Here is a 26,765-nt window from a genome sequence, read left to right as displayed (position 1 = left end):
ATGCAGCCGCCCCCCGGCCCGCACCACACCGTCCCGGCGGGCCCTCAGCAGGTCCACGCCCACCAGCCGCAGTTCCACCCCCAAGCGCCCTACGGCCACCCCGTCCCGCAGCCGTTCTACTTCCCCCCGCCCGTCACGGTCGACGGCTTCCACATCGTGCAGCCGCGGCTCAAGCCCATTCCGTCCGGCCCGGCCATCGGTTCGCTGGTGGCCGGCATCGGCGGCATCCTCGGCGCCTTCCCCGGCCTCATCACCGCCGGCTTCAGCCCCTGGGCCGGGCTCACCTTCTTCATGTACGCCGTGCTCCTGGGCATCGGCTCGGTCGGCCTGGCCCTCTACGCCAAGCGCCAGATCAAGACCGCCCACGGCGGCGTCTCAGGCCGCGGCGTGGCGACCACCGGCCTCATCATGGGGATCATCGCCTGCTCCCTCGCCGGCATCACCGGCCTCATCGCGCTCGTCGCCATGTGAGCGGAAGCCAAGCGCCCGTTCACGATCGCGGGCATTGCGAAGACCGGCCGTGCGAAGACGGACAATTCGGTACGATGTCGGCATGACTATCAGCGGCACGGAAACCCTGCTCGACGGCCTGTCCCTCCTCCACCTGCCCGACCGGCTCGGGACCGCCTCGGACTTCGAGTTCGAATGGGGCGGCGTCAAGTTCGTCCAGCGGGTCTGGGAGACCGAGATCGAACCCGGCGTATGGCGCGTCGACCTCCAAGTCCACGTCCTGCGCGGCGACGTCCTCACCGACCTCGACGCACTGCGCACCTTCCTCGGCGAATACCACGAGCGCGGCGACGACTGGAAGACCGAGACCTTCGGCCGGGACGGCTTCACCAGCGAGCGCGAAGCCGCGCGGCTCCTCGCCCCGGCTCTGGCGATCGAAGTGCGCGACCCGTTCGGCCGCCAAGGCGTCGGCCAGGTCGACACCGTCGCCGCGGGAATCCTCTCGAACGAGGGCTAAGGCCGGCGCGCGACGACGAGATCGCGGTTGATGGCCTGGTCGACCCGGTGCGCGAACCCGAGGTACGGCTCGTCGTCGACCACGTCCAGTCCCGCGCCCGCGAGCATCGCCTCCAGCTCCTCACGGGGCAGCACGAGCGTGTTCCACGACAATCCGAGCGCCCCGCCCGAGCGCAGCAGCTCGGCCCATCCCGGGATCGCGGCCTCCAGCAGCTCACCGGGACTGCGCGAGAGCGCCCGCGCGGTGTTCACCGCGGCGTGCCGCACCCCGTAAGGGGCGTCGGCGACGACCAGGTCGAAGGACCGCTTCCGGAAGACCTTCGCACTGTCGAGCGTGTCGGCGTTGACCATCTCCAGGGACTGCACCTCGCCCGCCCGGTAGCGCTCCTTGCTCGCGGCGAACTCGACCTTGAGCCGCTGCCCCAGAGACCTGCCCTCGCGCTTGAGGCGGCTCTGCTCGGCTCTGTGCTTGAGCGACTTGCTCTTGAGCCAGCGCTGGATGAACGCGGCGTAGGCCTCGAAGTCCCGCTTGTCGATCTCGACGCCGCTCGCGTCCCAGCCGAACATGACCGCCTGGTTCAAGGTGGTGCCCCGCCCGGCCATCGGGTCGAGGACCCTCAGGCTCCCCTCGAGGTACCGGTCGGCGGAGATCGCCGCCGCCGCGGTGACGTTGAGCAGCAGCCTCGTGAACTGCTCGTTGGTCTTGCCGGTGTACTTGAGGATGGTCACCAGGTCGTCGTCGTAGCGGTCGAGGCGCCGCAGCGCCACCGGCTCCAGCATCGGGCCGTGGACCTTGAACAGCGCGTACAGCGCCGAGAGGTTCGCGAGGCACCGCAGGTCCCGGTCGCTGAGGTCGCTGGCCTCGAAGACGAGGTAGGGGATGCCGGCGATCGCGGTCGCCTCCAGGTTCTCGACCCTGCCGTCGAGCAGCCGGTCGGCGAAGACGCCGATCTCGGCGCTCGTCATGCGCGGCGCGTCGCGCGCGTACACGCGGTTCGCCGAAGGCGCCAACAGCATCGCGTACCGCTGCCTCACCGGAGTCCTCCCTCTCATCCACCGGGTGCGAAAACCGAACAGACCTTACCGCAGGCACCACACGTCCCGATGGACCCGCCGACCAGGCACGCGGCCTTGTACCGCAGGGGCCGAGGGCGGCGCCACCGGCCGTTCGGACGATGACTGGGAGCGGTCGCATTGCTACAGTCGCTTGAGGGCATTACATAGATAATGCTCGATGTTCCTCGACCGAAGGGAATGCGATGCGAACGAACCTCCTGCGACGCGCGACCATGGTGCTCGCCGCCGCTTTCGCGATGGCGCTGGCCGTCCTCATGGCGCCGGCCCCCGCGCACGCCGCCTGGGGGAGCCAGATCCCCGTCACCATCCAGGTCACCGGCAACGGCCACCAGCTCGGCTACGCCACGGGCTGGGTCCAGTTCGACACGGGCGGCACCACCTTCCGCTACGAGATCACGGTCTGCCGCCAGTCGAGCTACACCCCGCCGAACCTGGCGGTGTCCGTCAACCCCACCGTCGCCAACCCCGACGGCACCCTGCTCACGACCCACTTCATGTTCTCCTGGACGCCCGGCGGCACCGCTCCCTGCTACGGCGGCAGCGAGGTCTTCACCGGCCAGCACGACTACTCCCCGCTGAACAGCGCGTACTTCGTGCTCTCGGGCAACACCTTCGTCAACGGCAACAACTTCACGGTCTTCACCCAGGACCGATTCGTCTCCAAGTCGTACACCTACTGACGCCCCCCGAACCCGCCGCGAGGCCCCCTCACGCCCCCGCCCTGACCTGAACCCGGTGGCGCTCCCCTCACGGGCGCCACCGGCATCCGTGGTAGCGCTATCCCAAGGGGCGGCACAAGGATTGACATAGATTAGTATCAATATTTAGGATGCGGTGATGAACCGCATGTCGAAACGCACGAGCATCGCGGCCGTCGTCGGCGCGGCCGGTCTCATCGCGGCGGCCTCGCTGGCGCCCACCGTCTTCGCGGAAGAACCCGATCCAACCGCACTGCAAGCGGTCGACCTGGTGCTCACCCAGGTCGCCGTGGCGAACACGCCCACCGCGGGCACCCCCGGCCCCGACGGCTCGATCTGGATCGCGGAGCGCGCCGGAGTGGTCCGCGTGCTCGACGAGAACGGACTCGGATCGCCGGTGCTGGACATCAGCGACGAGGTGTCCGTCCTCGGCGAGGGCGGCCTGCTGGGCCTCGCCTTCGACCCGGACCTCGCGCACTTCTACGTCTCCTTCACCGGCCTCGACGGCGGCACGAACATCGACGAGTTCGCCGTCGCGGACGGGCAGTTGCTGCCCGACACCCGCCGCAGCGTGTTCACCCACCCGCAGCCGTTCTCGAACCACAACGGCGGCAACATCCTCTTCGGCCCCGACAATCTCCTCTACATCGGCCTCGGCGACGGCGGCGGCAGCGGCGACCCGCAGGGCAACGGCCAGGACCTGGGCACCCTTCTTGGCACGATCCTGCGCATCGACCCGCACGGCGCCGAGCCGTACGCGATCCCCGCCGACAACCCGTTCGTGGACGACCCGAACGCCCGGGACGAGATCTGGGCCTACGGGTTGCGCAATCCGTGGCGGTTCGCCTTCGACGCCGAGACCGGCGAGCTGTGGACCGCGGACGTGGGCCAGAACCTCATCGAGGAGGTCAACCTCGCTCCCGCGGGCGTCGGCGGGCAGAACTACGGCTGGTCGCTGATGGAGGGCACGATGCCCTTCAACGGCGAGGAGCCGGCCGACCACCACGCGCCGATCTTCGAGTACGACAACGACGGGGCGCGCTGCGCGATCACCGGCGGCTACGTCTACCGCGGCGAGGCCATCCCCGACCTCCAAGGCGCCTACCTGTTCAGCGACTACTGCGAAGGTGACATCCGAGCGCTGGAGATCCAGGACGGCGAGGTGATCGAGAGCAACCTCATCGACATCCCCAGCGGAGGCACCTTCTCGTTCGTCCAAGGCCCGGACCTGGAGATCTACGTCCTGGACGGCCGCTTCGGCAACATCTCCCGAATCGACCCCGCAGAAGGCCCGGACCCCGACCCGACTGATCCCGACCCCACCGACCCGGACCCGACTGACCCCGACCCCACCGACCCGACCGACCCGACCGGGGACGCCTGCACGGCCACGATCAACATCGTCAGCGACTGGGGCTCGGGCTGGCAGGGCAACGTCACCGTCACCGCCGTAGAAGGACTCGACAACTGGTCCCTGCAATGGACCTGGCCGGGCGACCAGGCCATCACGAGCCACTGGAACGCCGACCTGAACACCACCGGCACCTCAGTGACGGCCACGGATGTGGGATGGAACGGCACCATCGCGGCCGGCCAGAGCCTGGAAGTCTTCGGCTTCATCGCCACAGGCGCCGGCAGCGCACCGCAGATAACCTGCACCACCGCCTGACCCGACCAACGACAAGAGCACCCCGGCCGAACCATCGACCGGGGTGCTCAACCTGTCCCAAGAGGCCCACGACAAAGACTCCCCGAACAAGAAAAAAGAGGCCGACCGAAGTCAACCCCTCATCCATTCACTTGTACTCCCGAGCGGATTCGAACCGCCGTTTCCGCCTTGAGAGGGCGGCGTCCTAGGCCCCTAGACGACGGGAGCTTGGCCTTCGTTCTCGCGGCTTGCCGCGGCAACGTCGACAAGCCTACCCGACCGATTCACGGACCCTCAAGTGGGATAGCGCTTGTGACTTGGCCTACGCGGCCGCAGGTGGCGGGCCGGGCCGGCGCTGACACCTTCTCAGGTGAACCCCCGTTAGCGCCGGGCCCGGCCCGCCGAGCGACTGTAACGCGCCGTCAGCGCGGTGACGGCGAAATCACCCGTTGTCATCGGGCGTCTCGCCCGTGATCCCGTCCACCCAGGCCGCGTCCACCCCGTCGTGGTAGTTCACGAGCTTCACGCCGTAGGCGTTGTCCCCGACCTTCGCGGTGACCTTGGCGACCACCCCGCCGGTGGTCACGCAGACCTCGAAGGACCCGACCGGCGACTCCGCGGCCCCCTGCACATCCACGCAGTCGGCCAACTCACCCGCCAGGGTCGTGTCGGAGAACGTCGTCGACGCCGTCGGGTCGATCGCCGCCGCCGACAGCCACGAGGCCACGTCCTCATCGGTCGGCACGAGCCCGCTCAACCGCTGCCCAAGCCACAGCTCCAGCTCGGTCGGGTTCGCACCCGACCAGCGCTCCGACTCCTCGCCGACGACCACCGCGGCCGTCCCCGCGTCCTGGTCCACCGCGACGAGCACCGACTCGCCCGACTCCACCACGAGGTACTCGGCGGTATAGGCGCTGCTCCCGCCCTCCACCAGCCGGTTGCTCAACTCCGTGAGGGCGATCTGGTCCTCCGCGGACCGCTCCCTGCCACCGCCTCCGCCCGAGCAGCCGGCCAGCGCCAGCAGCGCCGCGGCACCGAGCGCGGCGCAGCGTCGAAGGGGCTTGTGCACGATCATGGGGCTCCACTTCCGTAGTGCCGGGCGCGGGCCGCCGAGGGGGTGTCGGCGACCGGGGGGCACGCCTAGCACAGGTGTCCGATCCTAGGCAGGACTCCTACCATATAGCGTCCTGGCCAGCGCTCATGTTACGCGAGCGCGCCCGGTCGCCGCGGTTGCTTTTTCACGGCTCGCGAGTATCACCGTCCAGGCCGACGCGTACGCTAAGGAGCTGTGGCCGGCGCAGTGTCGGGTCGGCCGAAATCCTTCGGACACGGACCCGTAATCGGGCCGATCGTCAGATTCGGCTATTTCAGGAGTGACAGTGGCTGCAATTGAAGACATCCGGGCAAGGGAGATCCTCGACTCCCGCGGCAATCCCACCGTCGAAGTGGAGATCCTGCTCGACGACGACACGCTTCAGCGGGCCGCCGTCCCGTCGGGCGCCTCCACCGGCGCCTTCGAAGCCATCGAGCTGCGCGACGGCGACAAGGGCCGCTACCTCGGCAAGGGCGTCGAGAAGGCCGTCGACAACGTCAACGGCCCCATCCGCGACGCCCTGATCGACATCGAGGCCTCCGAGCAGCGCCTGGTCGACCAGGCCCTCCTCGACGCCGACGGCACCCCCGACAAGTCCGTCCTCGGCGCCAACGCGATCCTCGGCGCCTCCCTCGCCGCCGCCAAGGCCGCCGCCGACTCGGCCGAGCTGCCCCTGTACCGCTACATCGGCGGCCCGAACGCGCACCTGCTCCCGGTGCCGATGATGAACATCCTCAACGGCGGCTCCCACGCGGACTCCAACGTCGACGTCCAGGAGTTCATGATCGCCCCGATCGGCGCCCCCACCTTCAAGGAGGCCCTGCGCTGGGGCGCGGAGACCTACCACGCCCTCAAGTCCGTCCTCAAGGACCGCGGCCTGTCCACCGGCCTGGGCGACGAGGGCGGCTTCGCCCCCAACCTCGACTCCAACCGCGCCGCCCTCGACCTCATCGCGGTCGCCATCGAGAAGGCCGGCTACAAGCTCGGCACCGACATCGCCTTCGCGATGGACGTGGCCGCCACCGAGTTCTTCACCGACGGCGCCTACCTCTTCGAGGGCCAGAAGAAGTCCGGCGAGGAGATGAGCGCCTACTACGAGGAGCTCATCGCCGCCTACCCGTTCGTCTCCATCGAGGACCCCCTCTCCGAGGACGACTGGGCCGGCTGGTCCACGCTGACCGCCGCCATCGGCTCGCGCCTCCAGATCGTCGGCGACGACCTGTTCGTCACCAACCCCGAGCGCCTGCGCCGCGGCATCGACGAGAAGGCCGCCAACGGCCTCCTCGTCAAGGTCAACCAGATCGGCACGCTCACCGAGACCACCGACGCGGTCGACCTCGCCCACCGCGCCGGCTTCGGCTGCATGATGAGCCACCGCTCCGGCGAGACCGAGGACACCACCATCGCCGACCTGGCCGTCGCCATGGCCTGCGGCCAGATCAAGACCGGCGCCCCGGCCCGCTCGGACCGCGTCGCCAAGTACAACCAGCTGCTGCGCATCGAGGAAGACCTCGGCGACGCCGCCCGCTACGCCGGCGCCTCGGCCTTCCCGAAGTTCGGCAAGTAAGGCCCTTCGAAGGCCCTCACGCCTTAACCCCTCCACGGCGCGCAAGCTGCGCCGTGACCGGCGTGAGGGCCTTCGCCGTTCCCCGATCGACTAGGCTGGGCCCGTGAACGCGAGCCGCCGACCCAGCCGCCCCGGAGGGCGATCCACCGGCCCCGGCCGCACCCGGGCCGCCCGCCGGCCCGCCCCCGGAGCGACCTCCCGCGCCGAGGTCAAGCGGGTCCGCTACCGCCCGGCCCGCAAGGTCTCGCGCCGCGCGGCGGTCCTCGCCCTCGTCCTCTCCGCGCTGGCCCTCGCCTACGCCTACCCGCTGCGCACCTACGTCGAGCAGCGCATCGAGATCAACCGCCTCGAGGACGCGCAGTCGATCCAGCAGGAGCACATCGCCGAGCTGGAGGCCGAGCGCCTCAAGTGGGACGACCCGGAGTACGTCAAGGCCCAGATCCGCTCCAGCCTCCTCCTGGTGCCCCCCGGGGAGGGCCTGGTGATCGTCATCGACGAGAACGACCCCAAGCACACCGGTGGCGCGGACGACGCCGAGGGGCAGGACCTGCCCTGGTACGACGAGCTGGCCGCTACCTTTGCAGACGCCGATCAGCTCGACCCAGAGGAAACCGAGGAGCCAGCGGAGTGAGGGACAAGGCAGTGCAGGAAGCGGCCGTCGAAACGCGGGCGGCGCGGTGAAGCCCGAAGCGTGGCCCCAGGCCCCCGAACCGGTCGCCGAAGCCGACGCGGCCGCCGTCTCCGCCCAGCTCGGGCGGCCCATCCGCGGCGCGCACGCCGTCGCCTGGCGCTGCCCGTGCGGGCAGCCCGCGGTGATCGAGACCGAACCGCGCCTGCCCGACGGCACCCCCTTCCCGACCACCTACTACCTGACCTGCCCCAAGGCCGCTTCGGCCATCGGCAGGCTCGAAGGCGGCGGGGTCATGAAGGACATGAACGAGCGGATCGGCGCCGATCCCGAACTCGCCGAACGCCACCGCAGCGCCCACGAGGACTACCTCGCGCGCCGCGCCAAGCTCGGCGAGGTCCCTGAGATCGACGGCGTCTCAGCCGGGGGACTGCCCGACCGCGTCAAGTGCCTCCACGCGCTCGTCGGCCACGCCCTCGCGGCCGGGCCGGGCGTGAGCCCCTTCGGCGACGAGGCCCTCGAACTGCTCCCCGAATGGTGGCGCAGCAGCAGTTGCGCGACCGCGCGGGAGGCCGCCGAATGAGCGCCCGCCGCGTGGCCGGCATCGACTGCGGCACCAATTCGATCCGCCTCCTCATCGCCGACGTCGACGCGGACGGCCGCCTCCACGACGTGGTGCGCCGCATGGAGGTCGTGCGCCTCGGCGAAGGCGTCGACCAGACCGGCCGCCTGTCCGAGGCCGCCCTGGCCCGCACCCGCGCCGCGCTGGCCGACTACACCGCGCAGATCCGCGAGCACGACGTAGCGGCGGTGCGCATGGTCGCCACCTCCGCGAGCCGCGACGCGGCGAACGCCGCCGACTTCGAGGCCATGGTCGAATCCGTCCTCGGCCAGGCCCCCGAGGTCATCACCGGCGACGAGGAGGCCCGCCTCTCCTTCACCGGTGCGGTCGCGACGCTGCCGGCCCACCAGGGCCAGCGGCTCCTGGTCGACATCGGCGGTGGTTCCACGGAGTTCGTGCGTGGCACCGGGTCTGAAGTCCTCGCGGCCGTCTCGGTGAACGTCGGCTGCGTGCGCATGACCGAGCGGCACCTGCACGCCGATCCGCCCACAGTGGACGAGATCGGTGCGGCGGTCGCCGACATCACCGACATCGCCGAGCAGGCCCTCGCCGTGGCCGACGCCGGCCGCGAGGCGACCGAGCTGGTGGCGGTCGCCGGCACCGCGACCACGGTCGCGGCGATCAGCCTGGGCCTCAAGGCCTACGACGCGGACGCGATCGACGGGACCCGCCTGACCTACGCCGAGGTCGCGCGCGTGACCGCCGAGCTCGCCGTCGCCGACCACGCCGAGCGCCTCGCGATCCCGGTGATGCACCCCGGCCGCGCCGACGTCATCATCGGCGGCTCCCTGGTCCTGCGCACCATCATGGAGCGCACCGGCATCGGTGCGGTCCTCATCAGCGAGCACGACATCCTCGACGGCATCGCGCTGTCCGCCTAGGGCGTGTTTGGGAGTCCCGGGCGGCCGTTATCCGGCCCATTTGCCCGCTCGCTTCGTTGTCGGCCTTCCCGATACAACACCGGTATCGGGAAGGCCTTCCGCCTCCCGAGCGAACAAATGGACTCGGATACCGACTCACCGGGGATTCCCAAACACGCCCTAGGCCGAACACGGATGCGGCCCCGCCTCCGCGGGGCCGCAACCGTCTGCGCGCCTACGCCTCCTGAAGCTCGCCCGGCCCCGGTTTCGAGGCCGCGCGCCACAACTCGGCCGCGATCCACAGCGCCGCCGCCGTCACCAGTGCGCCCCAGGCGATCCGCCCGGCGTGCGGCAGGAAGAACTGCGGCAGGAACGTGACCATGAGCGCCGCGAACGGGACCGCGCTCCAGCGCTGGAGCGTGCCCGAGCGCCACACCGCGACCGCGGCGAGGACCGCGGCGACGGCGATGAGCGCCAAGCCGATCGCGAACACCGCCATGGCGGTCGCGTCGAATCGGAACGCCTCGCCGACCTCGGTCAGCGAAGCGTCCCCGTCGGCGACCGCGCGTGCGCCGATCGCCTTGAGGCCGTACACCTCCGCGCCGTAGTACGAGATCGTCAGCCCCGAACCGATATAACCGATCACGGCGGCGAGGAACGCGGTCTTCTCGTTCCTGGTGCCTTCGAGGCCGTGCTTTTCAATGACGCCGCGCAGGGCCCCGTAGCCGAGCGGGATGAGGATGAGGCCGACGATGGCCGCGATGTGGGCGACCGCCCAGCCCGCGCTGGTCCAGGACTCGGCGCCTTCGAGGGTGGTCTGGTCGGCGCGCGGCGCGGCGGCCTCGTAGAGGACGAACAGGACGCCGGCGATCGCGAAACCGACGGCGCCCATGCGGGCGCGGTTATCGGGTCCGGTGGTGCGGGGGACTGGCATTGGGTGCTCCTCGGGGTCCACCGCCGAATGAGTGAGCGGTGCTCTCTGTTGTGAGCAATGATTACATATGCTTCCCGATCATGCAAGAGCGGTGCTCTCTTCTCGCTACACTGGCCCGATGAACGCGCCGAGAACCGCCCGAGCCCGTGCCCGCATCGAGCTGACCAGGGAGATCCTGGCGAGCGCCCGCCGCCAGCTCGGCGAGGCCGGGGCCGCGGGGCTCTCGCTCCGGTCGGTCGCCCGCGAGCTCGGCATGGCCTCCTCGGCGGTCTACCGCTACTTCGCCAGCCGCGACGAACTGCTGACGGCCCTCCTCGTGGAGTGCTACGGCGAGGTCGGCGACGCCGCCGTGGGCGCCGACGATCCCGAAGCGGCCCCAGGGGAGCGGTGGCTCGCGGTCTGGCGCGGCGTCCGCGAGTGGTCCCTCGCCAACCGCCACGAGTACGCGCTGCTGTTCGGCACCCCGGTCCCCGGCTACGCCGCCCCGCACCTCACCGCCGAGGTGGCCGCCCGGATGCCGCTGACGCTCGCGCGGATCGCCGGCGACGCGAAGGCCGCCGGCCTGCTCGACCCGCCGCCCGGCCCCTCGTGCGACCCCGCCGCGATCACGCCCGAGATGCTGGTCCTGTTGGAGGGCATGGCGTTCACCGTCGACGAGACCGCCCGGCTCATCCTCGCCTGGAACCGATTGGTCGCGATCATCGGCTACGAACTGCACGGCCACCTGGTCGGCGTCACCGCCGACGACACGGCCTTCTTCGACTACGCCGCCCGCGTCGAAGCCGCGAACAGCGGCATCCCCGTCCCCGGCCCCGGCGAAACCCGTTGAAGGTGGCACGAATAGGGGACACGGTACGACGGCGCCTCCCTCGTCTATACGGGTAGTGACAACCCGACGACGTTAAGGAGCGCGCCATGCGCCTGTCATCACTCACCGCCGCAGCCGTTCTCGCCCTCGCCTGCCTCGCCGCGTGCGGGACCGCCGAGCCCCCTGTCCCCGCACCGTCCGAATCGGACACCGATGTGGCCGCGACCGCGACCGCTTCCGAGAGCCCGACCGCGATCCCCAGCGCGACCCCGAGCGAGATCCCGTCCGCGACCCCGGTCGAGCAGACCTCCGCGCCCGACATCGACCCGCGGCTGGCGATCCTCGTCGGCACCTGGGAGGCCGACGTCGAGGAGGTCGGCCCGCACGGATCGACCCTCGAGATCTTCGAGGACGGCACCGCGAGCCTCGCGACCTTCCTGAACCAGCACGGCCCCTACGAGGGAGTGATCATCCTCGGCACCGCCGACCCGCACCGCTTCGAAGGCACCGAGGCCGAGACCTGCGGCCAGGTCGTCATCGAGTTCGGTTTCGACCCCGAGGCCGACACGCTCACCCTCGAATACGAAGGGGGCGCGTACGTCCACACCCGCGCCTGAGCGGGAACCTCAGCCCCGCAAGGCGAGCGCCACCACGATCGCCGCGATCACCAGGACGGCCCCGATCGCGGCGACCGCCCACGGCCAGCGCCGGGGCCGGCGGTGCTCGGACACGTCGCCGACGACCACGGTCACGTTGTCCGGGCCGCCGCCCTCCAACGCCAAGCGCACCAACTCGTCCGCCGCGGTCTGCGGATCGGTGAAGTCGCGCAGCACGCTCTCGATCACCGCGTCGTCCACGACGTCGCTCAGACCGTCCGAGCACAGCATGTACCGGTCGCCCAGCAGCGCCGGCCTCGTCTCGAAATGCGCCGGGGCGGGGTTGGCCTGGAGCACCCGCGTCACCACCGAGCGGTACGGATGGTCCTGCGCCTCAGCGGGAGTGATCGCGCCCTCGTCGACGAGGTGCTGCACGTACGAGTCGTCCACCGTCACCTGCACGAAGTCCTCCCCGCGCACCTGGTACGCCCGGGAGTCGCCTATGTGGACGATGTCGACCGCGTCGTCGCCGAGCCACAGGCCCGTCAGCGTCGTCGCCATCCCCTCCGACTCGGGGTTCTCGGCCACCGCCGCCCGGATCCGGTCGCGCGCGGCCTCGACCACCTCGCCCAGCTCCGCCTGCGCTTCGACCGGGGACCGCCGCGCCAGCCGCGTCACCTCCGCGATGGTCACCCCGCTGGCGACCTCGCCGGCGGCCGCGCCGCCCACGCCGTCGGCGACCGCGAGCAGCCGCCGTGACGCGAGATGGGAGTCCTCGTTCAGGTCGCGGACTTTGCCCACGTCGGTGGCGGCGCCGTAACGCCAACGCAATTCGGTCACAGGCGATCACCGCGGATTCCGCACCGGGATTCGGCTGTCTGTTCAAAGCTTGGCCGTTCGAGGGACATGGGCGCAAGTGTAGTTGCCCCGCACTCACAGCACGCGACCGTCGAAGCGCGCTCACGTCGCACCGGCCCGGCCAGGCTGTATCCCAGGTTCGTGCCACCCTGCCATCCCGCCGCTGAGCTGCGAGGACACCCCCTTTACAGTGGAATCTGCCAGCTTTGCGTCCACCCGCCCCTCATCGTTCTCGGGAGCAGCCATGCAGACGGTCCTCGCCGACCGGTACGTCCTGGAGCAGGAGATCGCCCGCGGCGCCGTGGGCGTGGTCTGGCGCGGCCACGACCGGGTCACCGGCGAGAGCGTGGCCGTCAAGGTCCTGCGCGCCGAACTGCGCGGCGAGACCGAGATCTTCGAGAGCTTCCGCGCCGAGGCCGGCATCCTGCGCACCATCGACCACCCCGGCGTGGTCGGCGTCAGGGACTTCATCGTCACCGACACCGTCTGCGCGGTCGTCCTCGACCTCCTCGAAGGCCTCGACCTGCGCGAGCACCTGCGCCTCCACGGGCCGCTCCCGGCCGCCGAGGCCGCCCTGCGCTGCGCCAGCGCCGCCGAGACCCTCGCGGCCATCCACGCGGCCGGCTACCGCCACAGCGACGTCAAGCCCGGCAACCTCATGCTCTCCGGCGCCGACGCGGTCAAGTTCATCGACTTCGGCATCGCCCGCGCCGCCGCCTCCAAGACCGCCCCCTCCCACGGCACCCCCGAGTACATCGCCCCCGAAGTGGCCTCGGGCGAGTCGGCGAGCACCGGCGTCGACAACTACGCCCTCGGCCTGGTCCTCTACGAGGCGCTCACCGGGCACAGCGCCTACCGCGGCGGCTCGATCACCGACGTGGTCGAGCGCCACCTCACGCGCATCCCCGTCAAGCCCGCCGCCGTCGACGCCGACCTGTGGCGCGTCGTCGAGCGCCTCCTCGCGCTCGACCCGCGCGCCCGCGGCGACCTCAACGAGACCGCCGCCGAACTGCGCCGCCTCGCGCCGCGCCTCTCGCGCCTGGCGACCGCGCCCATCGAACCCGAACTGCGCGAACGGGACGCGACCGCGACGTTCGACTACGAACCGGTCACCCCCCAATCGCCCGAACTCGAAGCCGGCGTCCTCGGCTCGCTCCTGACCGCCGAGTCCGACGGCGAGGACGACCGCGACGCGCGAACGCGCCGGGCCCCGCTCGTGCTCGCCGCCGCGGGGGCGGTCCTCGTCGCCGTGGTCGCCTTCTGGGCCTTCACCGTCCTGTTCGACCCGGATGCCCCGGAACCGGATGATGTGGCCGATCCGTCCGAAGTCGCCGTCACCGGCACGCCCGCCGAGGACGACTCCTCAGAGGAGCCAACGGAAACGCCCGGTGCGGAGAGCCCCACGCCCGAGGACCCGGCCTCCAGTCCTCAAGGGCCCGAGACGGATAGTGCCACTCCCGGACAGAATTCGGATGATATGTCCGAATCCACGGGCGGCGGCGGAGACTCCACAGAGGGCACTCCCGAGGGCGACTTGCCCGGATCCGATCTCATCGGTTCCCCTATGCCGGGCAACTGAAAGCGATCGCGACAGTCGATAATGATCCGTGACCGGCGGACAACGCAGCGTCTTCGCAACCGAAGAGGCGATCGGGATCACACGATTGGAATTCTCTGAACAGGCGTTGCAATTCCGTCTAGTGCTTCGACCGATCGTCATGCCTCACAGAGCTTTCCGGGGTCGCATCCGGTGAAACATCGGTATCGCTCTATCAACACATTGGAGCTGTCCACTTGTCAGCGAGGCATCCACATGGCATCCTGTCGAACATGGCAGGAAAAGAACTCAACGCGACCTCAGCAGCATTGCTGGGCTTGCTACACGAAGGACCGATGACCGGCGGACAACTCATGGCGGAGGCGACCCGTCGCCTCGGTCCGTACTGGACCATGACGCGCTCGCAGGTCTACCGCGAACTCCCGGCGCTCGCCGAAGGCGGACTCGTCCGCGTCGGGAAGCCGGGGCCCCGGGCCTCGGTGCCCTACACGATCAGCGCCAACGGCAAGCGGGCGTTCACCCGCTGGCTCAACGAGCCGGCCCGCATCGGCCAGCTGCGCGACCCCGTCGCGCTGCGCACGGCCTTCCTCGACTACCTCTCGAAGGACACCGCCGAGGAGATGTTCGCCGACGCGACGGAGCAGCACCAGGAGGCCTTGGCAGAGGCCCGTGCCGCCGCGAAGGACTACGCCGACGAGGACCCGAACGCCGCGATCGCGATGGAGTTCGCGATCGGCTACCACCGTTCGGCCCTCAGCTGGCTGAAGAAGCGATAGGCACTACCACGCCCGGGCGCTGACCCGGGATCAGTTCAAGCACGGAGCGGGACGCAGGGCCGATACGGCCCCGCGTCCCGTTTCGTATGAGCCCGCATACAGGCGTACCCTGATCTGTTGTGACCAGTGTCGATGTTTCCGCAGATCTCCGCGAACTCAAGGCGACGCTCGCCAGCGTCGAGGCCGTGCTCGACCTCCCCGCACTCCGGCGCGAGCTCTCCGAGCTCGAGGCCGCGGCCGCCGACCCCGGGCTTTGGGACGACCCCGACCAGGCCCAGAAGATCACCTCGCGCCTCTCCTATATCCAGGCCGAGCTGAAGAAGCTCGCCTCGCTCCACGAGCGCATGGACGACGTCGCGATCATGTTCGAGCTCGCCGACGACGAGAGCGACCCCAGCGCCGCCGCCGAGGCGACCGCCGAACTCGCCGCCATCCGCAAGTCCGTGGACGAGCTCGAGGTCCGCACCCTCCTGTCGGGGGAGTACGACGAGCGCGACTGCGTGCTCACCGTCCGCTCCGGCGCCGGCGGCGCCGACGCCTGCGACTTCGCCGAGCAGCTCATGCGCATGTACCTGCGGTGGTCGGAGTCCCACAACTTCGCCACCGAGGTCTACGACATCTCCTACGCCGAGGAGGCCGGCATCCGCTCGGCCACCTTCGCCGTCAACGGCCCCTACGCCTACGGCCACCTCTCGGTCGAGCAGGGCACCCACCGCGTGGTCCGCATCAGCAAATACGACAACCAGGGCCGCCGCCAGACCGGCTTCGCCGCCGTCGAGGTCGTGCCCGCCCTGGAGCAGACCGACGAGATCGAGGACATCCCCGAGGACGAGATCCGCGTGGACGTCTACCGCTCCTCCGGCCCCGGCGGGCAGGGCGTCAACACCACCGACTCGGCCGTGCGGCTGACCCACCTGCCCACCGGCATCGTCGTCTCCTGTCAGAACGAGCGCTCGCAGCTCCAGAACAAGGCCACCGCGATGGCCGTCCTCAAGGCCAAGCTCCTCCAGCGCAAGCGGGACGAGGAGCGGGCCAAGGTCGACGAGCTGCGCGGCTCGGCCACCGCCTCGTGGGGCGACCAGATGCGCTCCTACGTCGAGCACCCCTACCAGATGGTCAAGGATCTGCGCACGAGCTTCGAGACCGCCGACGTCAAGGGCGTCTACGACGGCAACATCGACGGCTTCCTGGAGGCCGGCATCCGCTGGCGCAAGAGCGGCGAGAAATAGGAGCAGCCCCGCCCGCGTGGCGCGGATCCCACCGCCGGCCGCACCGCGGCGCGGCGCCCCTCCCGGCGCCCGCCCCTCCGTCCGAAGCGGACCGCTCAGTGGCCGCCCCGTGACCCTTTGCGGCCCCTCTATGGGCCGCCTGACCATGCGCACTTCCCCCGTTCGGATGAAATCGCGTCGTAACCCTTTCGTGGACGTGACATATGGGGCTGAAACTGCGGAATATGCCACGCTTGTACTGGAGCCGCCCGACCGGCGCTGGGCTTCGGCGGATAGACTCCGGCTCGTGATTCAGCTTGAGGGTGTAACCAAGCACTACCCCCGGTCGAACCGCCCGTCGGTGGAGGACTTCAACGTCTTCATCGACAAGGGGGAGTTCGTCTTCTTCATCGGCCCGACCGGTGCGGGTAAGTCGACGATGATCAAGCTCCTGCTGCGCGAGGAAGTCCCCGACAAGGGCAAGATCACGGTCGGGGACACCGACGTGACGCGCCTGCGACGCTGGAAGGTCCCCGCCTACCGGCGCAGCATCGGCTGCGTGTTCCAGGACTTCCGTCTGCTTCCCAACCGCACCGCCGCGGAGAACGTGGCCTTCGCTCTGGAGGTCATCGGCAAGCCCCGCTCGGTCGCCCGGCGGGTCGTCCCCGAGGTCCTCGAACTGGTCGGCCTCGGCGGCAAGGAGCACCGATACCCGCACGAGCTCTCCGGCGGCGAGCAGCAGCGCGTGGCCGTGGCCCGCGCCTTCGTCAACCGCCCGCTGCTCCTGCTGGCCGACGAGCCCACCGGTAACCTCGACCCCGACACCTCGATCGAGATCATGCGGCTCCTCGACCGGATCAGCCGCACGGGCACCACCATTCTCATGGTCACCCACGACTCCAACATCGTGAACCAGATGCGCCGTCGAGTCATCGAGATCGAGAACGGCCAGATCGTCCGCGACCAGGCTCGCGGCGTCTACGGCTAAGCGGAAGGCAGAACTAGAGCACATGCGCGCGAAGTACGTGATGTCCGAGGTCTTCCTCGGGCTGTGGCGCAACATCTCCATGACCGTCGCCATGATCATCACCATGGCCGTCTCGCTGACGATGCTCGGCGCGGGCCTGCTGCTGTACAACCAGGTCGACGTGATCGAGGAGTACTACCAGACGAACCTCGAAGTGGTCGTCTACCTCCAGCGGGACGTCACCGAGGAGGTCACCGCCCAGATCGAGGCCGAGCTCAAGGAGAGCCCGTACGTCGAGACGGTGAAGTACGAGTCCAAGGAGCAGGCGTACGAGCGCTTCAAGGAGACCTTCAAGGACACTCCCGACCTCGTCAAGTCCGTGGACGCCGAAGTGCTGCCCTCGGCCTTCCGCATCAAGATGGTCGACATCGCCGACGCTCCGAAGCTCCAGGCCGAGTTCCAGGACCGCGAAGGCGTCTACCAGGTCACCAACCAGCGGGAGATCCTCCAGCAGGTCTTCGACATCCTCGGCGGCGCGCAGCGTCTGACGCTCATCGTCGCCCTCGTCCAGGGCGTGGCCGCGCTCATGCTGGTGGCCAACACGATCCAGGTCGCCGCCTACTCGCGGCGCCGCGAGGTCGCGATCATGAAGCTGGTCGGCGCCCCGAACTGGTTCGTCCAGGCCCCGTTCGTCCTGGAGGCGGTCTTCGCCGGCGTCATCGGCGCGATCTTCGCCTTCGCGACGCTCGTCGCCGCGAAGTTCCTGGTCATCGACGGGCAGTTCGCGAACCTGTTCAGCCTGATGCCGCCGATCAGCATGCAGTCGATCCTGCTGCTGCTGCCGATCCTCGTGGGCGTCTCCGCGGTCATCAGCGCGATCACCGCGTGGATCACCTTGCGCTTCAACATCAAGGTCTGACCTCACCCGTTCCGGGCACAACTCCAGAATTCCCCGAATATCCGTCGCAGATGGACTAAATTCGGGCCTTATGAGGCGAATCGGTTGGCTGCTCGCGGTCCTGCTCCTGGCGGGAACCGCGAGCAGTCCCGCGTCAGGGGCCTCCCAGTCCGAGTTGGACGCCGTCGAGCGCGAGAAGGCCGAGATGGCCGCCGAACTCGAAGGCGCCTCCGAGGCGGTCCGCGCCGCGGGCCAGATCCTCGCCGACACCGAGGCCCGCCTGCCCGCCGCCGAGTACGCCGTGGACGTCGCCGAGGGCCGCGTGGCCGCCGCCGAAGCCGAAGCGGCCCAGGCCCAGCGCGAAGCCGAGGCCGCCCGAGAGGCCCTCGCCGAAGCCGAGGCCGCCTACGAGGCCGCCGCCGAGGAGGTCGCGGTCGTCCGCGAGGCCCGCGCCTCGGTCTTCACCGCCACCGCCCGCGGGGTCGAACTGCTCACCGTGGACGCGATCCTCGCCTCCGGCGAACCCCAGAAGGCCGTCGACGGCCTGTCCTACCTGGAGTTCATGATGGAGGGCAAGAACCTCGCGGTCGAGGAGGTCACCCTCGCCCGCCGCGAGGCCGCCAACGCCGAGAACGCCGCGACCGTCGCCGAGTCCGAGGCCGCCGCCGCCGAGGCCGCCGCCGACGCCGCGCTCGCCGAGGCCGAGAGCCGCTACTTCGAGGCGCAGACGGCCAAGGCCGCCGTCGAGGAACTCGTCCAGGACCACACCGCCGCCCTCGCCGTCGCCGAAGGCGCCCGCGACGAGGCCCAGTCCGAATACAACCAACTCGAGGCCGAGTCCGAGCGGCTGGCCGAAGCGCTGCGACGCGCCGAGGAGACCCGCAAGAACAACGGCAACAACAACGGCGGCGGAGGGAACTCCGGCGGATCCTCGGGAGGCTCCTCGGGCGGATCCTCCGGCGGCTCGGGCTTCGTCGTCCCCGTCGAGGGCTGGAAGTCCTCCGACTACGGCTGGCGCCGCCACCCGATCTACGGCAACGCCCGCTTCCACGGCGGCACCGACTTCGCCGCCGGCTCGGGGACCACGATCCACGCCGCCGACTCCGGCACCGTCGTCTACGCCGGCTGGAACGCCGGCTACGGGCAGCTGACCTGCATCAACCACGGCGGCGGACTCACCTCCTGCTACGCCCACCAGTCGAGCATCTGGGTCGCCAACGGCCAGCACGTCTCGCGCGACCAGGGCATCGGCGCGGTCGGGACCACCGGCGACAGCACCGGCCCGCACCTGCACTTCGAGGTCCGCGTCAACGGCGAACGGGTCAACCCGATCGGCTACCTGCCCTCCTGCCTGTGCCGATGAGCCACACCGCGCGAAATCGGCTTCCCCATACGCGTGTTCGATCGTTAAGCTTGGCCCGTGTCCAAGAAGCAGCAGGAGAAGGTCAAGCACTCGGGTTCCGAGCGCTCGGTGGTCACCACCAACCGCAAGGCCCGGCACGACTACGAGATCCTGGACACCTACGAGGCCGGCATGGTCCTGTCCGGGACCGAGGTCAAGGCCCTGCGCCAGGGCAAGGGGAACATCGTCGACGCCTACGCCGAGATCCACAACGGCGAGGCGCGCGTCCACAACCTCCACATCCCCGAGTACGACTACGGGACGTGGACCAACCACCCGCCCCGGCGCATCCGCAAGCTCCTGCTCCACCGCGGCGAGATCGCCAAGCTGGCCGTCAAGCTCGACGAGGCCGGCCTGACGCTGGTCCCGCTGTCGGTGTACTTCCAGAACGGCTACGCCAAGATGGAGCTCGGGCTCGCCCGGGGCCGCAAGAACTACGACAAGCGCCAGGCCATCGCCAAGCGCGAGTCCGACCGCGAGATCGAGCGGGCCATGGGCCGCGCGGCCAAGCGCGGCGGCAAGTGACCGGCTCCCGGCGCGGGGAATATCCCGTCGCCGGGGGCGGTTGGACTGAGCTAGAATCGAAAAGCACAACTGAACAGCAAGAACTCACCAGACTGCGCAGCAAGGCGACGGTGCCCGCACTTTCCAGGGGCTGATCGGTTTCGACTCCGTATGTTGAAGTGAGGGAAGCGGGTCGAGGAAGCCAACGCCGTCTCGTAAACCGACGTTGGAAACCAATAAGTGCCAACGCAAAACGCACTGACTTCGCTCTCGCTGCCTAAGCGACAGTGAAGTTGCCGCTCCAGAGGCGCATCCGCTCTGGGTTCGCGGCATCATTTAAGGATGCTGGGCCGACGCCTTGATCGCTGGGGCGTCCGGCCGAGATCTCCGGCGATTAGAGCCCGTCTCACCGTCTCGTCCGCGTGATCGGTGGGGCTCGATAAAAGACACAGCGGACTGCACCCGGAGAAGTCTCACCGAGGCAGCGGAGGACCAGGGTTCGATTCCCTGCAGCTCCACCGGCCGAAACGTTCGAACCCCGGGCCCTCAGGGTCCGGGGTTCTTCGTGTCCGCCGTTCCGCGCCCTGCTGCGTGCTATGTCCGTAAGATCACAATATGCACACTCTGTCACTGATCCTGCACGTGCTGCTGGTGGTGATCATCGTCGGTCCGGCCATGCTCCTGCCCTGGCTCGGCGAGCGGGCCCTGCGCGAGCGGGACGGCGAACGGGTGCACCAGGCCGGGCGCCGCTGCATGGCGTTCAACGCCCTCACGCTGGTCGCGGCCCTGTTCGGAGTGTTCGCGACGATGACGAGCGAGCGGTACGCCTTCGCCGACGCCTGGCTCATCGTCGCCTCGACCCTCTACGTGGTCGCGGTCGTCAACGGCACCGCATTGATCCCGAGCACGCTCGCCCGCATCGGCAAGGAGCTCCAGGATTCCCACGGGGTCATGGACGGCGAGTCGCTGGAGCGCCATCGCGGTCGCCTGCTCGCCCTCTCGGGCCTGAACCTGGTCTTCTACGCCGTCATCGTGGTGCTCATGGCCTGGCGGCCGGGGGCCTGAGCGGGGTCAGTTCATCACCGGGTCGGCGGGGTAGTGCGCGACCGCCGAGAGCATTCCGCCCTGGCGCCGCCACACCATGCCCCACAGCTCCTCCGGCGTCGCCGAGAACGGGTCGGCCGGCAGCGCGTCGAAGACCATCCAGGCGCCCGCCTCGATCTCCTCCTCCAGCTGCCCCGGCGACCAGCCGGCGTATCCGGTGAAGACCCGCATCCCCTCCAGCAGCGGCGCGACCTCGTCGGGGTCCCGGGAGAGGTCGAGGGTGCCCAGGCGGCCGAGCACGGGCCGGAACGCGTCCGAGAACGGCGCGTCCGCCTTCCTCCAGCCCAGGCCTATGGCGGCGTCCGGCTGGACCGGGCCGCCTTCGAAGAGCACCGCCGGATCGCCCGCCAGTTCGGCCCACTGGTCGAGGTAGTGGACGACCTGGCGCTCGGTGGCGCGGTTGAGGACCACGCCGAGCACCCCGTCGGATTCGTGTCCGACGCCGATGACGACGGTCCGGTCGAAGTTGGGGTCTTGCAGCGTGGGAGTGGCGACGAGGAGACTGCCGACGAACGACTTGGTTCGCGCCGGCGACGTTTCACGACTGGCCATGGCTCCACCTCCGTTCTGCGCCCGCCTCCGCTGGTGACCCGGGCCCGGGTACGGCCCGGCTCTCCCCGGCACGGTAACCCGCGGGAGCGCGCTTGCAGCAAGGTTCCCGCACTTTCCGGGGAAATACACCGTGGTGTCGGGAGCCCGACAGTTGTTTCCTCACGGAGGGTGCGCGAAAGGAGACGATCCGGCGCGGCCGGATAGGTCCGAAGTGGAGTGAGTGTTCCCAGGGCCTGTTGCGGCGCTTGGGATCAGGTCGTCATCGCAGTCCGGCGAAGAGGTCGTCCTCCGGCAGGCGCGTCTCGATGCGCGTCTCGACGAGTTCGTAGTCCTCGGTCGGCCAGGCCTTCTGCTGGATCTCGCGCGGCACGGCGAACCAGAACCCGTCGGGGTCGACCTGGGTCGCGTGGGCCTTGAGCGCGGCGTCGCGGATGTCGAAGTAGTCGGCGCACTCGACGCGGGTGGTGACCCGCTCGCTCTTGTCGCGGGTCCAGTCGCCCCCGGCCATCCAGTCCCCGTAGGGCGACTCGAGTCCGGCGTCGACCATCGCGTAGTGCAGGGCCTCGATGCGCGCCTTGCCGAACGAGTGGCTGTAGTACAGCTTCAGCGGCTGCCACGGCTCGCCGAGGTCGGGGTACCGCTCGGGGTCGCCCGCGGCGGCGAAGGCCGCGACCGAGACCTCGTGGGTCTTGACGTGGTCGGGGTGCGGGTAGCCGCCCTCCTCGTCGTAGGTGGTGACCACGTGCGGCTTGAACGAGCGCATGACGGCCACCAGCGGCGCGGCGGCCCGCTCGGTCGGCACCTCGTAGAACGCGTCCGCCGGGAGCGGGATGCCGGAGTCGGGGAGCCAGCCGTCGGGGAGCCCGGAGTCGGTGAAGCCGAGCCAGTGCTGCTCGACGCCGAGGATCTCGCGGGCGCGGGCCATCTCCTCGCTGCGCACGCGCGGCAGGTTCTCCTGGATCTCGGGCCGGTCCATCTTGGGGTTGAGCACGTCGCCGCGCTCGCCGCCGGTGCAGGTGACCACGAGGACCTCCACGCCCTCGCGCACATAGCGCGCCATCATCCCGGCGCCCTTGCTGGACTCGTCGTCGGGATGGGCGTGGACGCACATCAGGCGCAGTTTGCTGGACGGATTCGTCACGTCGGTCGACCTCACTGGCGGGTGTCAATCGGAAGGCTCTCGGGCACGCGAACCGACGCGCGCACTGCGACAGTTGTCGGCTCTGGCATTCTGTGCAACGATACTCGATAACCATTACTTCCCGGTTCTCGCGAGAATCCGGGCTCTTGGCGGCGCAGCCGCCGATCGCGAAACGGAAGCGACGCATTGACTGAGACGCAGACCACGGACGGACGCGTGCCCGGAACGGGCGACGTGTCCTTCCCCGCTGGTCGCTACGGTCGTCGCCGCGCTCCGGTCCGCCGCCGCCCGGCGGTCACCGCGCTGCTCACCGTCGGCGTGGTCGCCGCGGGCCTCGTCGCCGCCTGGCGGCTCACCGAGGTGTACGGGCAGGGCGAGATCTCCGAGCGGCTCCTCGCCTTCGACGACTCCGTCCCGGGGCAGGTCGACATCACGTTCGAGGTCTACAAGCCGGCCGGTGAGGGCGCGGTGTGCGCCGTCCGGTCCCGCGATCTCGCCGGGGCCGAGATCGGCTACGCCGAGGTCGCCGTCCCGGCGGACGAGACCACCCACGTCGAGATGACCTACACCCTCGCCGTGGAGGGCGAGCCCAATACCGGCGAGGTCCTGAGGTGTCGGCAGGCGGACTGAACATTGACTTTCGGCCCGTCGCACCGCATCCCGGTCGGCGGGCCTTTCGCTATCCGGGATCGGCTCCGGCGGCGGCGCACCGGCTTACCCACTGAGGCAGGACCTCACACACGGATCGCACTATTCGGAGGATTCAGAAGACATGGCTATCGACGCTAACCAGGGCACATGGCTGACGCAGGAGGCCTACGACCGCCTCAAGGGCGAGTTGGACGAGCTGGTCGCGAACCGTCCGCTGATGGCGGCGGAGATCAATGCGCGCCGGGAAGAGGGCGACCTCAAGGAGAACGGCGGCTACCACGCGGCCCGCGACGAGCAGGGCAAGCAGGAGGGGCGCATCCGCCAACTGGAGGACCTGCTGCGCAACGCGAAGGTCGGCGAGGCGAAGGAGAGCGACGAGATCCAGATCGGCACCGTCGTGACGATCGCCTTCGACGGCGACCCCGACGACACCGAGAAGTTCCTGCTCGGCTCGCGCGAGATCGCGGCGACGACGGATCTGACCGTCTACAGTCCCGATTCGGCGCTGGGCGCGGCCATCGTGGGCCACAAGGTGGGCGACACGGTCGCCTACAAGACCCCGAAGGACGTCGAGATCTCGGTGAAGATCGTCGACGCCGAGAAGTTCCTGGGCTGACCGAACGCCGGTTTCGCCGCGGCCTCCTCAATCGAGGGGGCCGCGGCGTTCGCGTATCGCGGCCCCGCCCTCAGGCCCGCTGGGTCCAGCCGACGTCGATGCGCTTGCCGTACTTGTCGAAGTAGTGCAGTGCGTCCATGTGGACGGCCACGGTGATCGGCTGCCCGGCCGAGACCGGGATGTGCGGCGGGAGCCGGAAGACCAGGTCCGCGGGCTTGCGGATGGGGCCGGTGTCGGTCTCGCGCTGCTCGACGGGGGCCTGGCCGAACCCGGAGAACAGGCCGCCGAGGCGCCGGCGCGGCTTGGAGCCGTTGCGGGCCAGGTCCGGCTTGTCGCCGATGCCGTCGGGCACGACGGCGGTGGCGCCGATGTCGAGGAACACGAGCGTCTCGTGGCCGTGGTGCTCGTAGAAGCGCACCCGGCCCTGGATCGACTGGCCGGGGTGGCCGTCGGCGACCGGCGCGAGGGCCTCGGCCCGCATCCCGACCACGATGTTCTCGCCGTGGTAGCGGGCGACGGCGCGTCCGCGCAGGTCGTGCCAGGGCAGGCGCAGCTCCTGGTCGCCGAAGTCGAGGGCCACGTACCGGTCGAGGTAGACGTTGACGCGCGCTTCGAGCAGGTTCATGCGGGGGGTGCCGAGGAAGGCGGCCACGTACATGGTCGCGGGGCGCTCGTAGACCTCGTCGGGGGTGCCGACGTCCTGGAGGACGCCCTTGCGCATGACCGCGACCCGGTCGGCCATGGTGAGCGCCTCGGTCTGGTCGTGCGTGACGTACAGGGTCGTCGCGTCGTGGCGGCGCACCAGCGAGGAGATCTCGGTGCGCAGCTCGGCGCGCAGGCCCACGTCGAGGTTCGAGAGGGGCTCGTCCATGAGGAACAGCTTGGGGCGGCGCACGAGGGCCCGGCCCATGGCGACGCGCTGCTGCTGGCCGCCCGAGAGCTGGGCGGGCTTGCGGTCGATCAGGTCGCTGATGCCCAGGGCCCCGGCCATGTCGCCCACGGCCTCGGGCACCGACTGGGCGCCGTTGTGCTTGCCGAGTTTGAGGGGGAACCCGATGTTGTCGCCCACTGACATGTGCGGGTAGAGGGCGAACGTCTGGAAGATCATGGCCGCGTTGCGCTCGCGCGGGGGCAGGTCGTTCGCGTACTCCCCGTCGAGGAGGATCTCGCCGTCCGAGGGCGTCTCCAGCCCGGCGACCATGCGGAGCACGGTGGACTTGCCGCAGCCGGACGGGCCGAGGAGGACGAGGAATTCGCCGTGGTTGACTTCCATGCTCAAGGAGTCCACGGCCAGGGTTTCGCCGGGGAACACCTTGGAGACGTTCTTCAGCGTGACAGCAGTCACCTTTGACTCCAGGGGTTCTAAAGGGGACGGACGGGCTCGGTGTGAGGGCTAAGCGGACAAGTCATTGCCCGTTCATGACTCGCAGGCTTCGCCATGGTTAAGGGATGACTGTTCGTAGCTTAAGCCTTCCAGAGTTTCCGAGTAACGGGGGTCACCCCTAATTCATACCCGTAAATGCCGCTTCACACTGGGTTCCACCTGCGGTTTCAGACGTCGCACGCGTGCCGCCCAGGGAGGATCAAGGTAGGCATTTCGGTCCAGTGCAACCGTTTTCCGGCATCGCTCGGCGCCTTTCGCGCCCGCATTCGAAAGTGTTTCGATTTGGCCGCGCTCCCACTCCGCACTGTGCTCACCCGACACTGCATACGCATCCTGCGCCCACAAGTTCCCGCCCCCGCGGGCCCGCGCTCCCCGTCCGCCGCACCCGCCCGTGCGCGGCCGCCCGGCCCGCCGCGGGCACTACGATCGAGGCGTGACGGAGCTGGTGACACTTTCCGACGTCCGCGCCGCGGCCGCCGAACTCTCCGGGGTCGTGCGCCGCACGCCCCTCGAACCCTCCCGCGACCCCGTCCTCGACGGCGTCCACCTCAAATGCGAGAACCTCCAACGCGCGGGCTCGTTCAAGATCCGCGGCGCCTACATGCGCGTCTCGCGCCTGAGCGAGGCCGAACGCGAACACGGGGTCGTCGCCGCCTCCGCCGGCAACCACGCCCAAGGCGTCGCCCTCGCCGCCTCCACCCTCGGCATCCGCTCCACGGTCTTCATGCCCGAATCCGCGCCCCTCCCGAAGGTGGCCGCCACCAAGGGCTACGGCGCCGAAGTCATCCTCGGCGGCCTCACCGTCGACGACGCCCTCGAATCGGCCCACCGCTTCGCCCAGCAGACCGGCGCGACCCTCATCCACCCCTTCGACCACCGCGACATCGTCGCCGGCCAGGGCACCATCGCCCTGGAGATCCTCGACCAGCTCCCCGAGACGGCCACCATCGTCACCTCCGTCGGCGGCGGCGGCCTCGTCGCCGGCATCGCCGCCGCCGCCAAGCAACTGCGGCCCGACATCAAGATCATCGGCGTCCAGGCCGAAGGCGCCGCCTCCTACCAGCACTCCCTCGCCGCCGGCCGGCCCGTGCGCCTCGACAAGATGCACACCATCGCCGACGGGATCGCCGTCGGCCGCCCCGGCGACGTCCCCTTCGCGCACGTCGCCGCCCTCGTCGACGAGATCGTCACCGTCACCGAAGAGGACATCAGCCGGGCCCTGCTGTCCCTGCTCGAACGCAACAAGCTCGTGGTCGAACCCGCCGGCGCCACCGCCTACGCCGCGCTCCTGAACTACTCGATCGCCTACGAGGCGCCCGCCGTCGCCGTCCTCTCCGGCGGCAACATCGACCCGCTCCTGCTCATGCGGCTCATCGAACACGGCCTCGGCGCCTCCGGCCGCTTCATGCGCGCCAACCTCCGCTGCGCCGACCGGCCCGGCGCCCTCGCCTCGGTCCTCCAGCGCGTAGGCGCCTACGGCGGCAACATCGTCGACGTCAACCACCAGCGCTCCGACCCGCGCCTGAGCGTCGGCGAGGTCGCCGTGGACCTCTCGATCGAGACCCGCGGTTCCGAACACGCGACCGAAATCGTTGCGGCCCTGCGCGACGCGGGATACTTCGTGTCGGTGGAGGGCCTTAGCATCTGAG

The 26,765-nt window shown here is 69.7% G+C and carries 28 protein-coding genes, 1 tRNA gene, 1 other RNA gene and 1 pseudogene; 23 read left to right on the top strand and 8 right to left on the bottom strand.

Annotated features, from left to right (window positions below):
- On the top strand, positions 1-471 hold the full coding sequence (locus IF12_RS23775; protein ID WP_051703990.1) for a hypothetical protein: 471 nt from the start codon (positions 1-3) through the stop codon (positions 469-471).
- A gap of 82 nt (positions 472-553) precedes the next feature.
- Positions 554-967, top strand: a complete 414-nt coding sequence (locus IF12_RS0105210; RefSeq protein WP_030155347.1) for a hypothetical protein — start codon at positions 554-556, stop codon at positions 965-967.
- Here the strand turns inward: IF12_RS0105210 and IF12_RS0105205 are convergent.
- Entirely contained in the window at positions 964-2,001 is a 1,038-nt protein-coding gene (locus tag IF12_RS0105205; RefSeq protein ID WP_197034611.1) for a TRM11 family methyltransferase, read from the bottom strand. The two genes, IF12_RS0105210 and IF12_RS0105205, sit on opposite strands and share 4 nt — an antisense overlap.
- Before the next feature lie 224 nt (positions 2,002-2,225).
- Here IF12_RS0105205 and IF12_RS0105200 point away from each other — a divergent pair, with 224 nt between their 5' ends.
- From IF12_RS0105200 to IF12_RS27135, 3 genes and pseudogenes are all read left to right on the top strand, one after another.
- Positions 2,226-2,723: a hypothetical protein gene (locus IF12_RS0105200; protein WP_030155342.1), complete on the top strand. Its 498-nt coding sequence runs from the start codon at positions 2,226-2,228 to the stop codon at positions 2,721-2,723.
- A 166-nt stretch (positions 2,724-2,889) separates the two neighbouring features.
- Positions 2,890-4,026, top strand: a pseudogene (locus IF12_RS0105195) (sorbosone dehydrogenase family protein); the annotation flags it as partial.
- Entirely contained in the window at positions 4,006-4,410 is a 405-nt protein-coding gene (locus IF12_RS27135) for a cellulose binding domain-containing protein (RefSeq protein ID WP_369807673.1), read from the top strand. The pseudogene IF12_RS0105195 and the gene IF12_RS27135, both read left to right, overlap by 21 nt.
- 134 nt (positions 4,411-4,544) lie before the next feature.
- Here IF12_RS27135 and IF12_RS0105190 read toward each other — a convergent pair.
- Positions 4,545-4,617: transfer RNA gene (locus tag IF12_RS0105190), tRNA-Glu, on the bottom strand.
- Positions 4,618-4,831: 214 nt separating this feature from the next.
- Positions 4,832-5,464 carry a hypothetical protein gene (locus IF12_RS23770; protein WP_030155337.1) on the bottom strand — a complete coding sequence of 211 codons (633 nt, stop codon included), beginning with the start codon at positions 5,462-5,464 and terminating at the stop codon, positions 4,832-4,834.
- Between the two features lie 304 nt (positions 5,465-5,768).
- On the opposite strand from IF12_RS23770, the gene eno reads away from it, so the two are divergent.
- The 4 genes from eno (at position 5,769) to IF12_RS0105165 (ending at position 9,180) form a co-directional block, all read left to right on the top strand.
- Entirely contained in the window at positions 5,769-7,049 is a 1,281-nt protein-coding gene (gene eno, locus IF12_RS0105180; RefSeq protein ID WP_030155335.1) for a phosphopyruvate hydratase, read from the top strand.
- Positions 7,050-7,152: 103 nt separating this feature from the next.
- On the top strand, positions 7,153-7,680 hold the full coding sequence (locus tag IF12_RS0105175) for a septum formation initiator family protein (RefSeq protein ID WP_051703989.1): 528 nt from the start codon (positions 7,153-7,155) through the stop codon (positions 7,678-7,680).
- A gap of 46 nt (positions 7,681-7,726) precedes the next feature.
- Complete coding sequence (locus IF12_RS0105170; protein WP_035748393.1) at positions 7,727-8,260, top strand: DUF501 domain-containing protein; 534 nt, start codon at positions 7,727-7,729, stop codon at positions 8,258-8,260.
- Between the two features lie 11 nt (positions 8,261-8,271).
- A complete protein-coding gene (locus IF12_RS0105165) occupies positions 8,272-9,180 on the top strand; it encodes a Ppx/GppA phosphatase family protein (RefSeq protein WP_035748462.1) in 909 nt (302 codons plus the stop codon).
- Positions 9,181-9,394: 214 nt separating this feature from the next.
- On the opposite strand, the gene IF12_RS0105160 is transcribed toward IF12_RS0105165, so the two are convergent.
- Positions 9,395-10,093 carry a hypothetical protein gene (locus IF12_RS0105160; RefSeq protein WP_133884404.1) on the bottom strand — a complete coding sequence of 233 codons (699 nt, stop codon included), beginning with the start codon at positions 10,091-10,093 and terminating at the stop codon, positions 9,395-9,397.
- 118 nt (positions 10,094-10,211) lie between these two features.
- Here IF12_RS0105160 and IF12_RS0105155 point away from each other — a divergent pair, with 118 nt between their 5' ends.
- A complete protein-coding gene (locus tag IF12_RS0105155) occupies positions 10,212-10,922 on the top strand; it encodes a TetR/AcrR family transcriptional regulator (protein WP_030155324.1) in 711 nt (236 codons plus the stop codon).
- An 86-nt stretch (positions 10,923-11,008) separates the two neighbouring features.
- A complete protein-coding gene (locus IF12_RS0105150; protein WP_030155322.1) occupies positions 11,009-11,518 on the top strand; it encodes a hypothetical protein in 510 nt (169 codons plus the stop codon).
- 9 nt (positions 11,519-11,527) lie between these two features.
- On the opposite strand, the gene IF12_RS0105145 is transcribed toward IF12_RS0105150, so the two are convergent.
- Positions 11,528-12,337 carry a PP2C family serine/threonine-protein phosphatase gene (locus IF12_RS0105145; protein ID WP_051703987.1) on the bottom strand — a complete coding sequence of 270 codons (810 nt, stop codon included), beginning with the start codon at positions 12,335-12,337 and terminating at the stop codon, positions 11,528-11,530.
- A gap of 262 nt (positions 12,338-12,599) precedes the next feature.
- Here IF12_RS0105145 and IF12_RS23765 point away from each other — a divergent pair, with 262 nt between their 5' ends.
- From IF12_RS23765 to IF12_RS0105105, 9 genes are all read left to right on the top strand, one after another.
- On the top strand, positions 12,600-13,934 hold the full coding sequence (locus IF12_RS23765) for a serine/threonine-protein kinase (protein ID WP_051703986.1): 1,335 nt from the start codon (positions 12,600-12,602) through the stop codon (positions 13,932-13,934).
- A 251-nt stretch (positions 13,935-14,185) separates the two neighbouring features.
- A complete protein-coding gene (locus IF12_RS0105135) occupies positions 14,186-14,689 on the top strand; it encodes a PadR family transcriptional regulator (RefSeq protein ID WP_030155315.1) in 504 nt (167 codons plus the stop codon).
- 119 nt (positions 14,690-14,808) lie between these two features.
- Positions 14,809-15,918, top strand: coding sequence for a peptide chain release factor 2 (prfB, locus tag IF12_RS0105130; protein WP_030155313.1), 1,110 nt, complete (start codon positions 14,809-14,811; stop codon positions 15,916-15,918).
- Between the two features lie 286 nt (positions 15,919-16,204).
- The gene (gene ftsE / locus IF12_RS0105125; protein ID WP_030155311.1) at positions 16,205-16,885 is read left to right on the top strand and encodes a cell division ATP-binding protein FtsE; all 681 of its coding nucleotides are present in this window, start codon (positions 16,205-16,207) and stop codon (positions 16,883-16,885) included.
- A 22-nt stretch (positions 16,886-16,907) separates the two neighbouring features.
- Entirely contained in the window at positions 16,908-17,783 is an 876-nt protein-coding gene (gene ftsX, locus IF12_RS0105120) for a permease-like cell division protein FtsX (protein WP_030155308.1), read from the top strand.
- A gap of 70 nt (positions 17,784-17,853) precedes the next feature.
- Complete coding sequence (locus IF12_RS26875) at positions 17,854-19,125, top strand: M23 family metallopeptidase (RefSeq protein ID WP_051703985.1); 1,272 nt, start codon at positions 17,854-17,856, stop codon at positions 19,123-19,125.
- Between the two features lie 57 nt (positions 19,126-19,182).
- On the top strand, positions 19,183-19,689 hold the full coding sequence (gene smpB / locus IF12_RS0105110) for an SsrA-binding protein SmpB (RefSeq protein WP_051703984.1): 507 nt from the start codon (positions 19,183-19,185) through the stop codon (positions 19,687-19,689).
- A 126-nt stretch (positions 19,690-19,815) separates the two neighbouring features.
- Positions 19,816-20,189: a transfer-messenger RNA gene (gene ssrA, locus IF12_RS24720) on the top strand.
- A gap of 94 nt (positions 20,190-20,283) precedes the next feature.
- Positions 20,284-20,733, top strand: a complete 450-nt coding sequence (locus IF12_RS0105105) for a DUF2269 family protein (RefSeq protein ID WP_030155300.1) — start codon at positions 20,284-20,286, stop codon at positions 20,731-20,733.
- Positions 20,734-20,739: 6 nt separating this feature from the next.
- Here the strand turns inward: IF12_RS0105105 and IF12_RS0105100 are convergent, their stop codons facing one another.
- A complete protein-coding gene (locus IF12_RS0105100; protein WP_030155298.1) occupies positions 20,740-21,324 on the bottom strand; it encodes a YqgE/AlgH family protein in 585 nt (194 codons plus the stop codon).
- Between the two features lie 259 nt (positions 21,325-21,583).
- On the bottom strand, positions 21,584-22,435 hold the full coding sequence (gene mca / locus IF12_RS0105095) for a mycothiol conjugate amidase Mca (RefSeq protein ID WP_030155295.1): 852 nt from the start codon (positions 22,433-22,435) through the stop codon (positions 21,584-21,586).
- 216 nt (positions 22,436-22,651) lie between these two features.
- Here mca and IF12_RS0105090 point away from each other — a divergent pair, with 216 nt between their 5' ends.
- Together IF12_RS0105090 and greA are read left to right on the top strand one after the other, a co-directional pair.
- Positions 22,652-23,095, top strand: coding sequence for a DUF4307 domain-containing protein (locus IF12_RS0105090; RefSeq protein ID WP_051703983.1), 444 nt, complete (start codon positions 22,652-22,654; stop codon positions 23,093-23,095).
- A 142-nt stretch (positions 23,096-23,237) separates the two neighbouring features.
- Positions 23,238-23,732 (top strand): transcription elongation factor GreA, encoded by a 495-nt coding sequence (gene greA, locus IF12_RS0105085; protein WP_030155291.1) that lies wholly within the window; start codon positions 23,238-23,240, stop codon positions 23,730-23,732.
- 70 nt (positions 23,733-23,802) lie between these two features.
- Here the strand turns inward: greA and IF12_RS0105080 are convergent, their stop codons facing one another.
- Complete coding sequence (locus tag IF12_RS0105080) at positions 23,803-25,077, bottom strand: ABC transporter ATP-binding protein (RefSeq protein WP_030155289.1); 1,275 nt, start codon at positions 25,075-25,077, stop codon at positions 23,803-23,805.
- 472 nt (positions 25,078-25,549) lie between these two features.
- Between IF12_RS0105080 and ilvA the strand changes: the two genes are divergently transcribed.
- Positions 25,550-26,764, top strand: a complete 1,215-nt coding sequence (gene ilvA / locus IF12_RS0105075) for a threonine ammonia-lyase (protein WP_030155287.1) — start codon at positions 25,550-25,552, stop codon at positions 26,762-26,764.
- Position 26,765: the final 1 nt, after the last annotated feature.

It is taken from the genome of Glycomyces sp. NRRL B-16210, from assembly GCF_000719515.1.
Lineage (GTDB): Bacteria > Actinomycetota > Actinomycetes > Mycobacteriales > Micromonosporaceae > Glycomyces.
The sequence above is the reverse complement of the archived record's forward strand: the minus strand, read 5'-3'. Positions and strand labels throughout refer to the sequence as shown.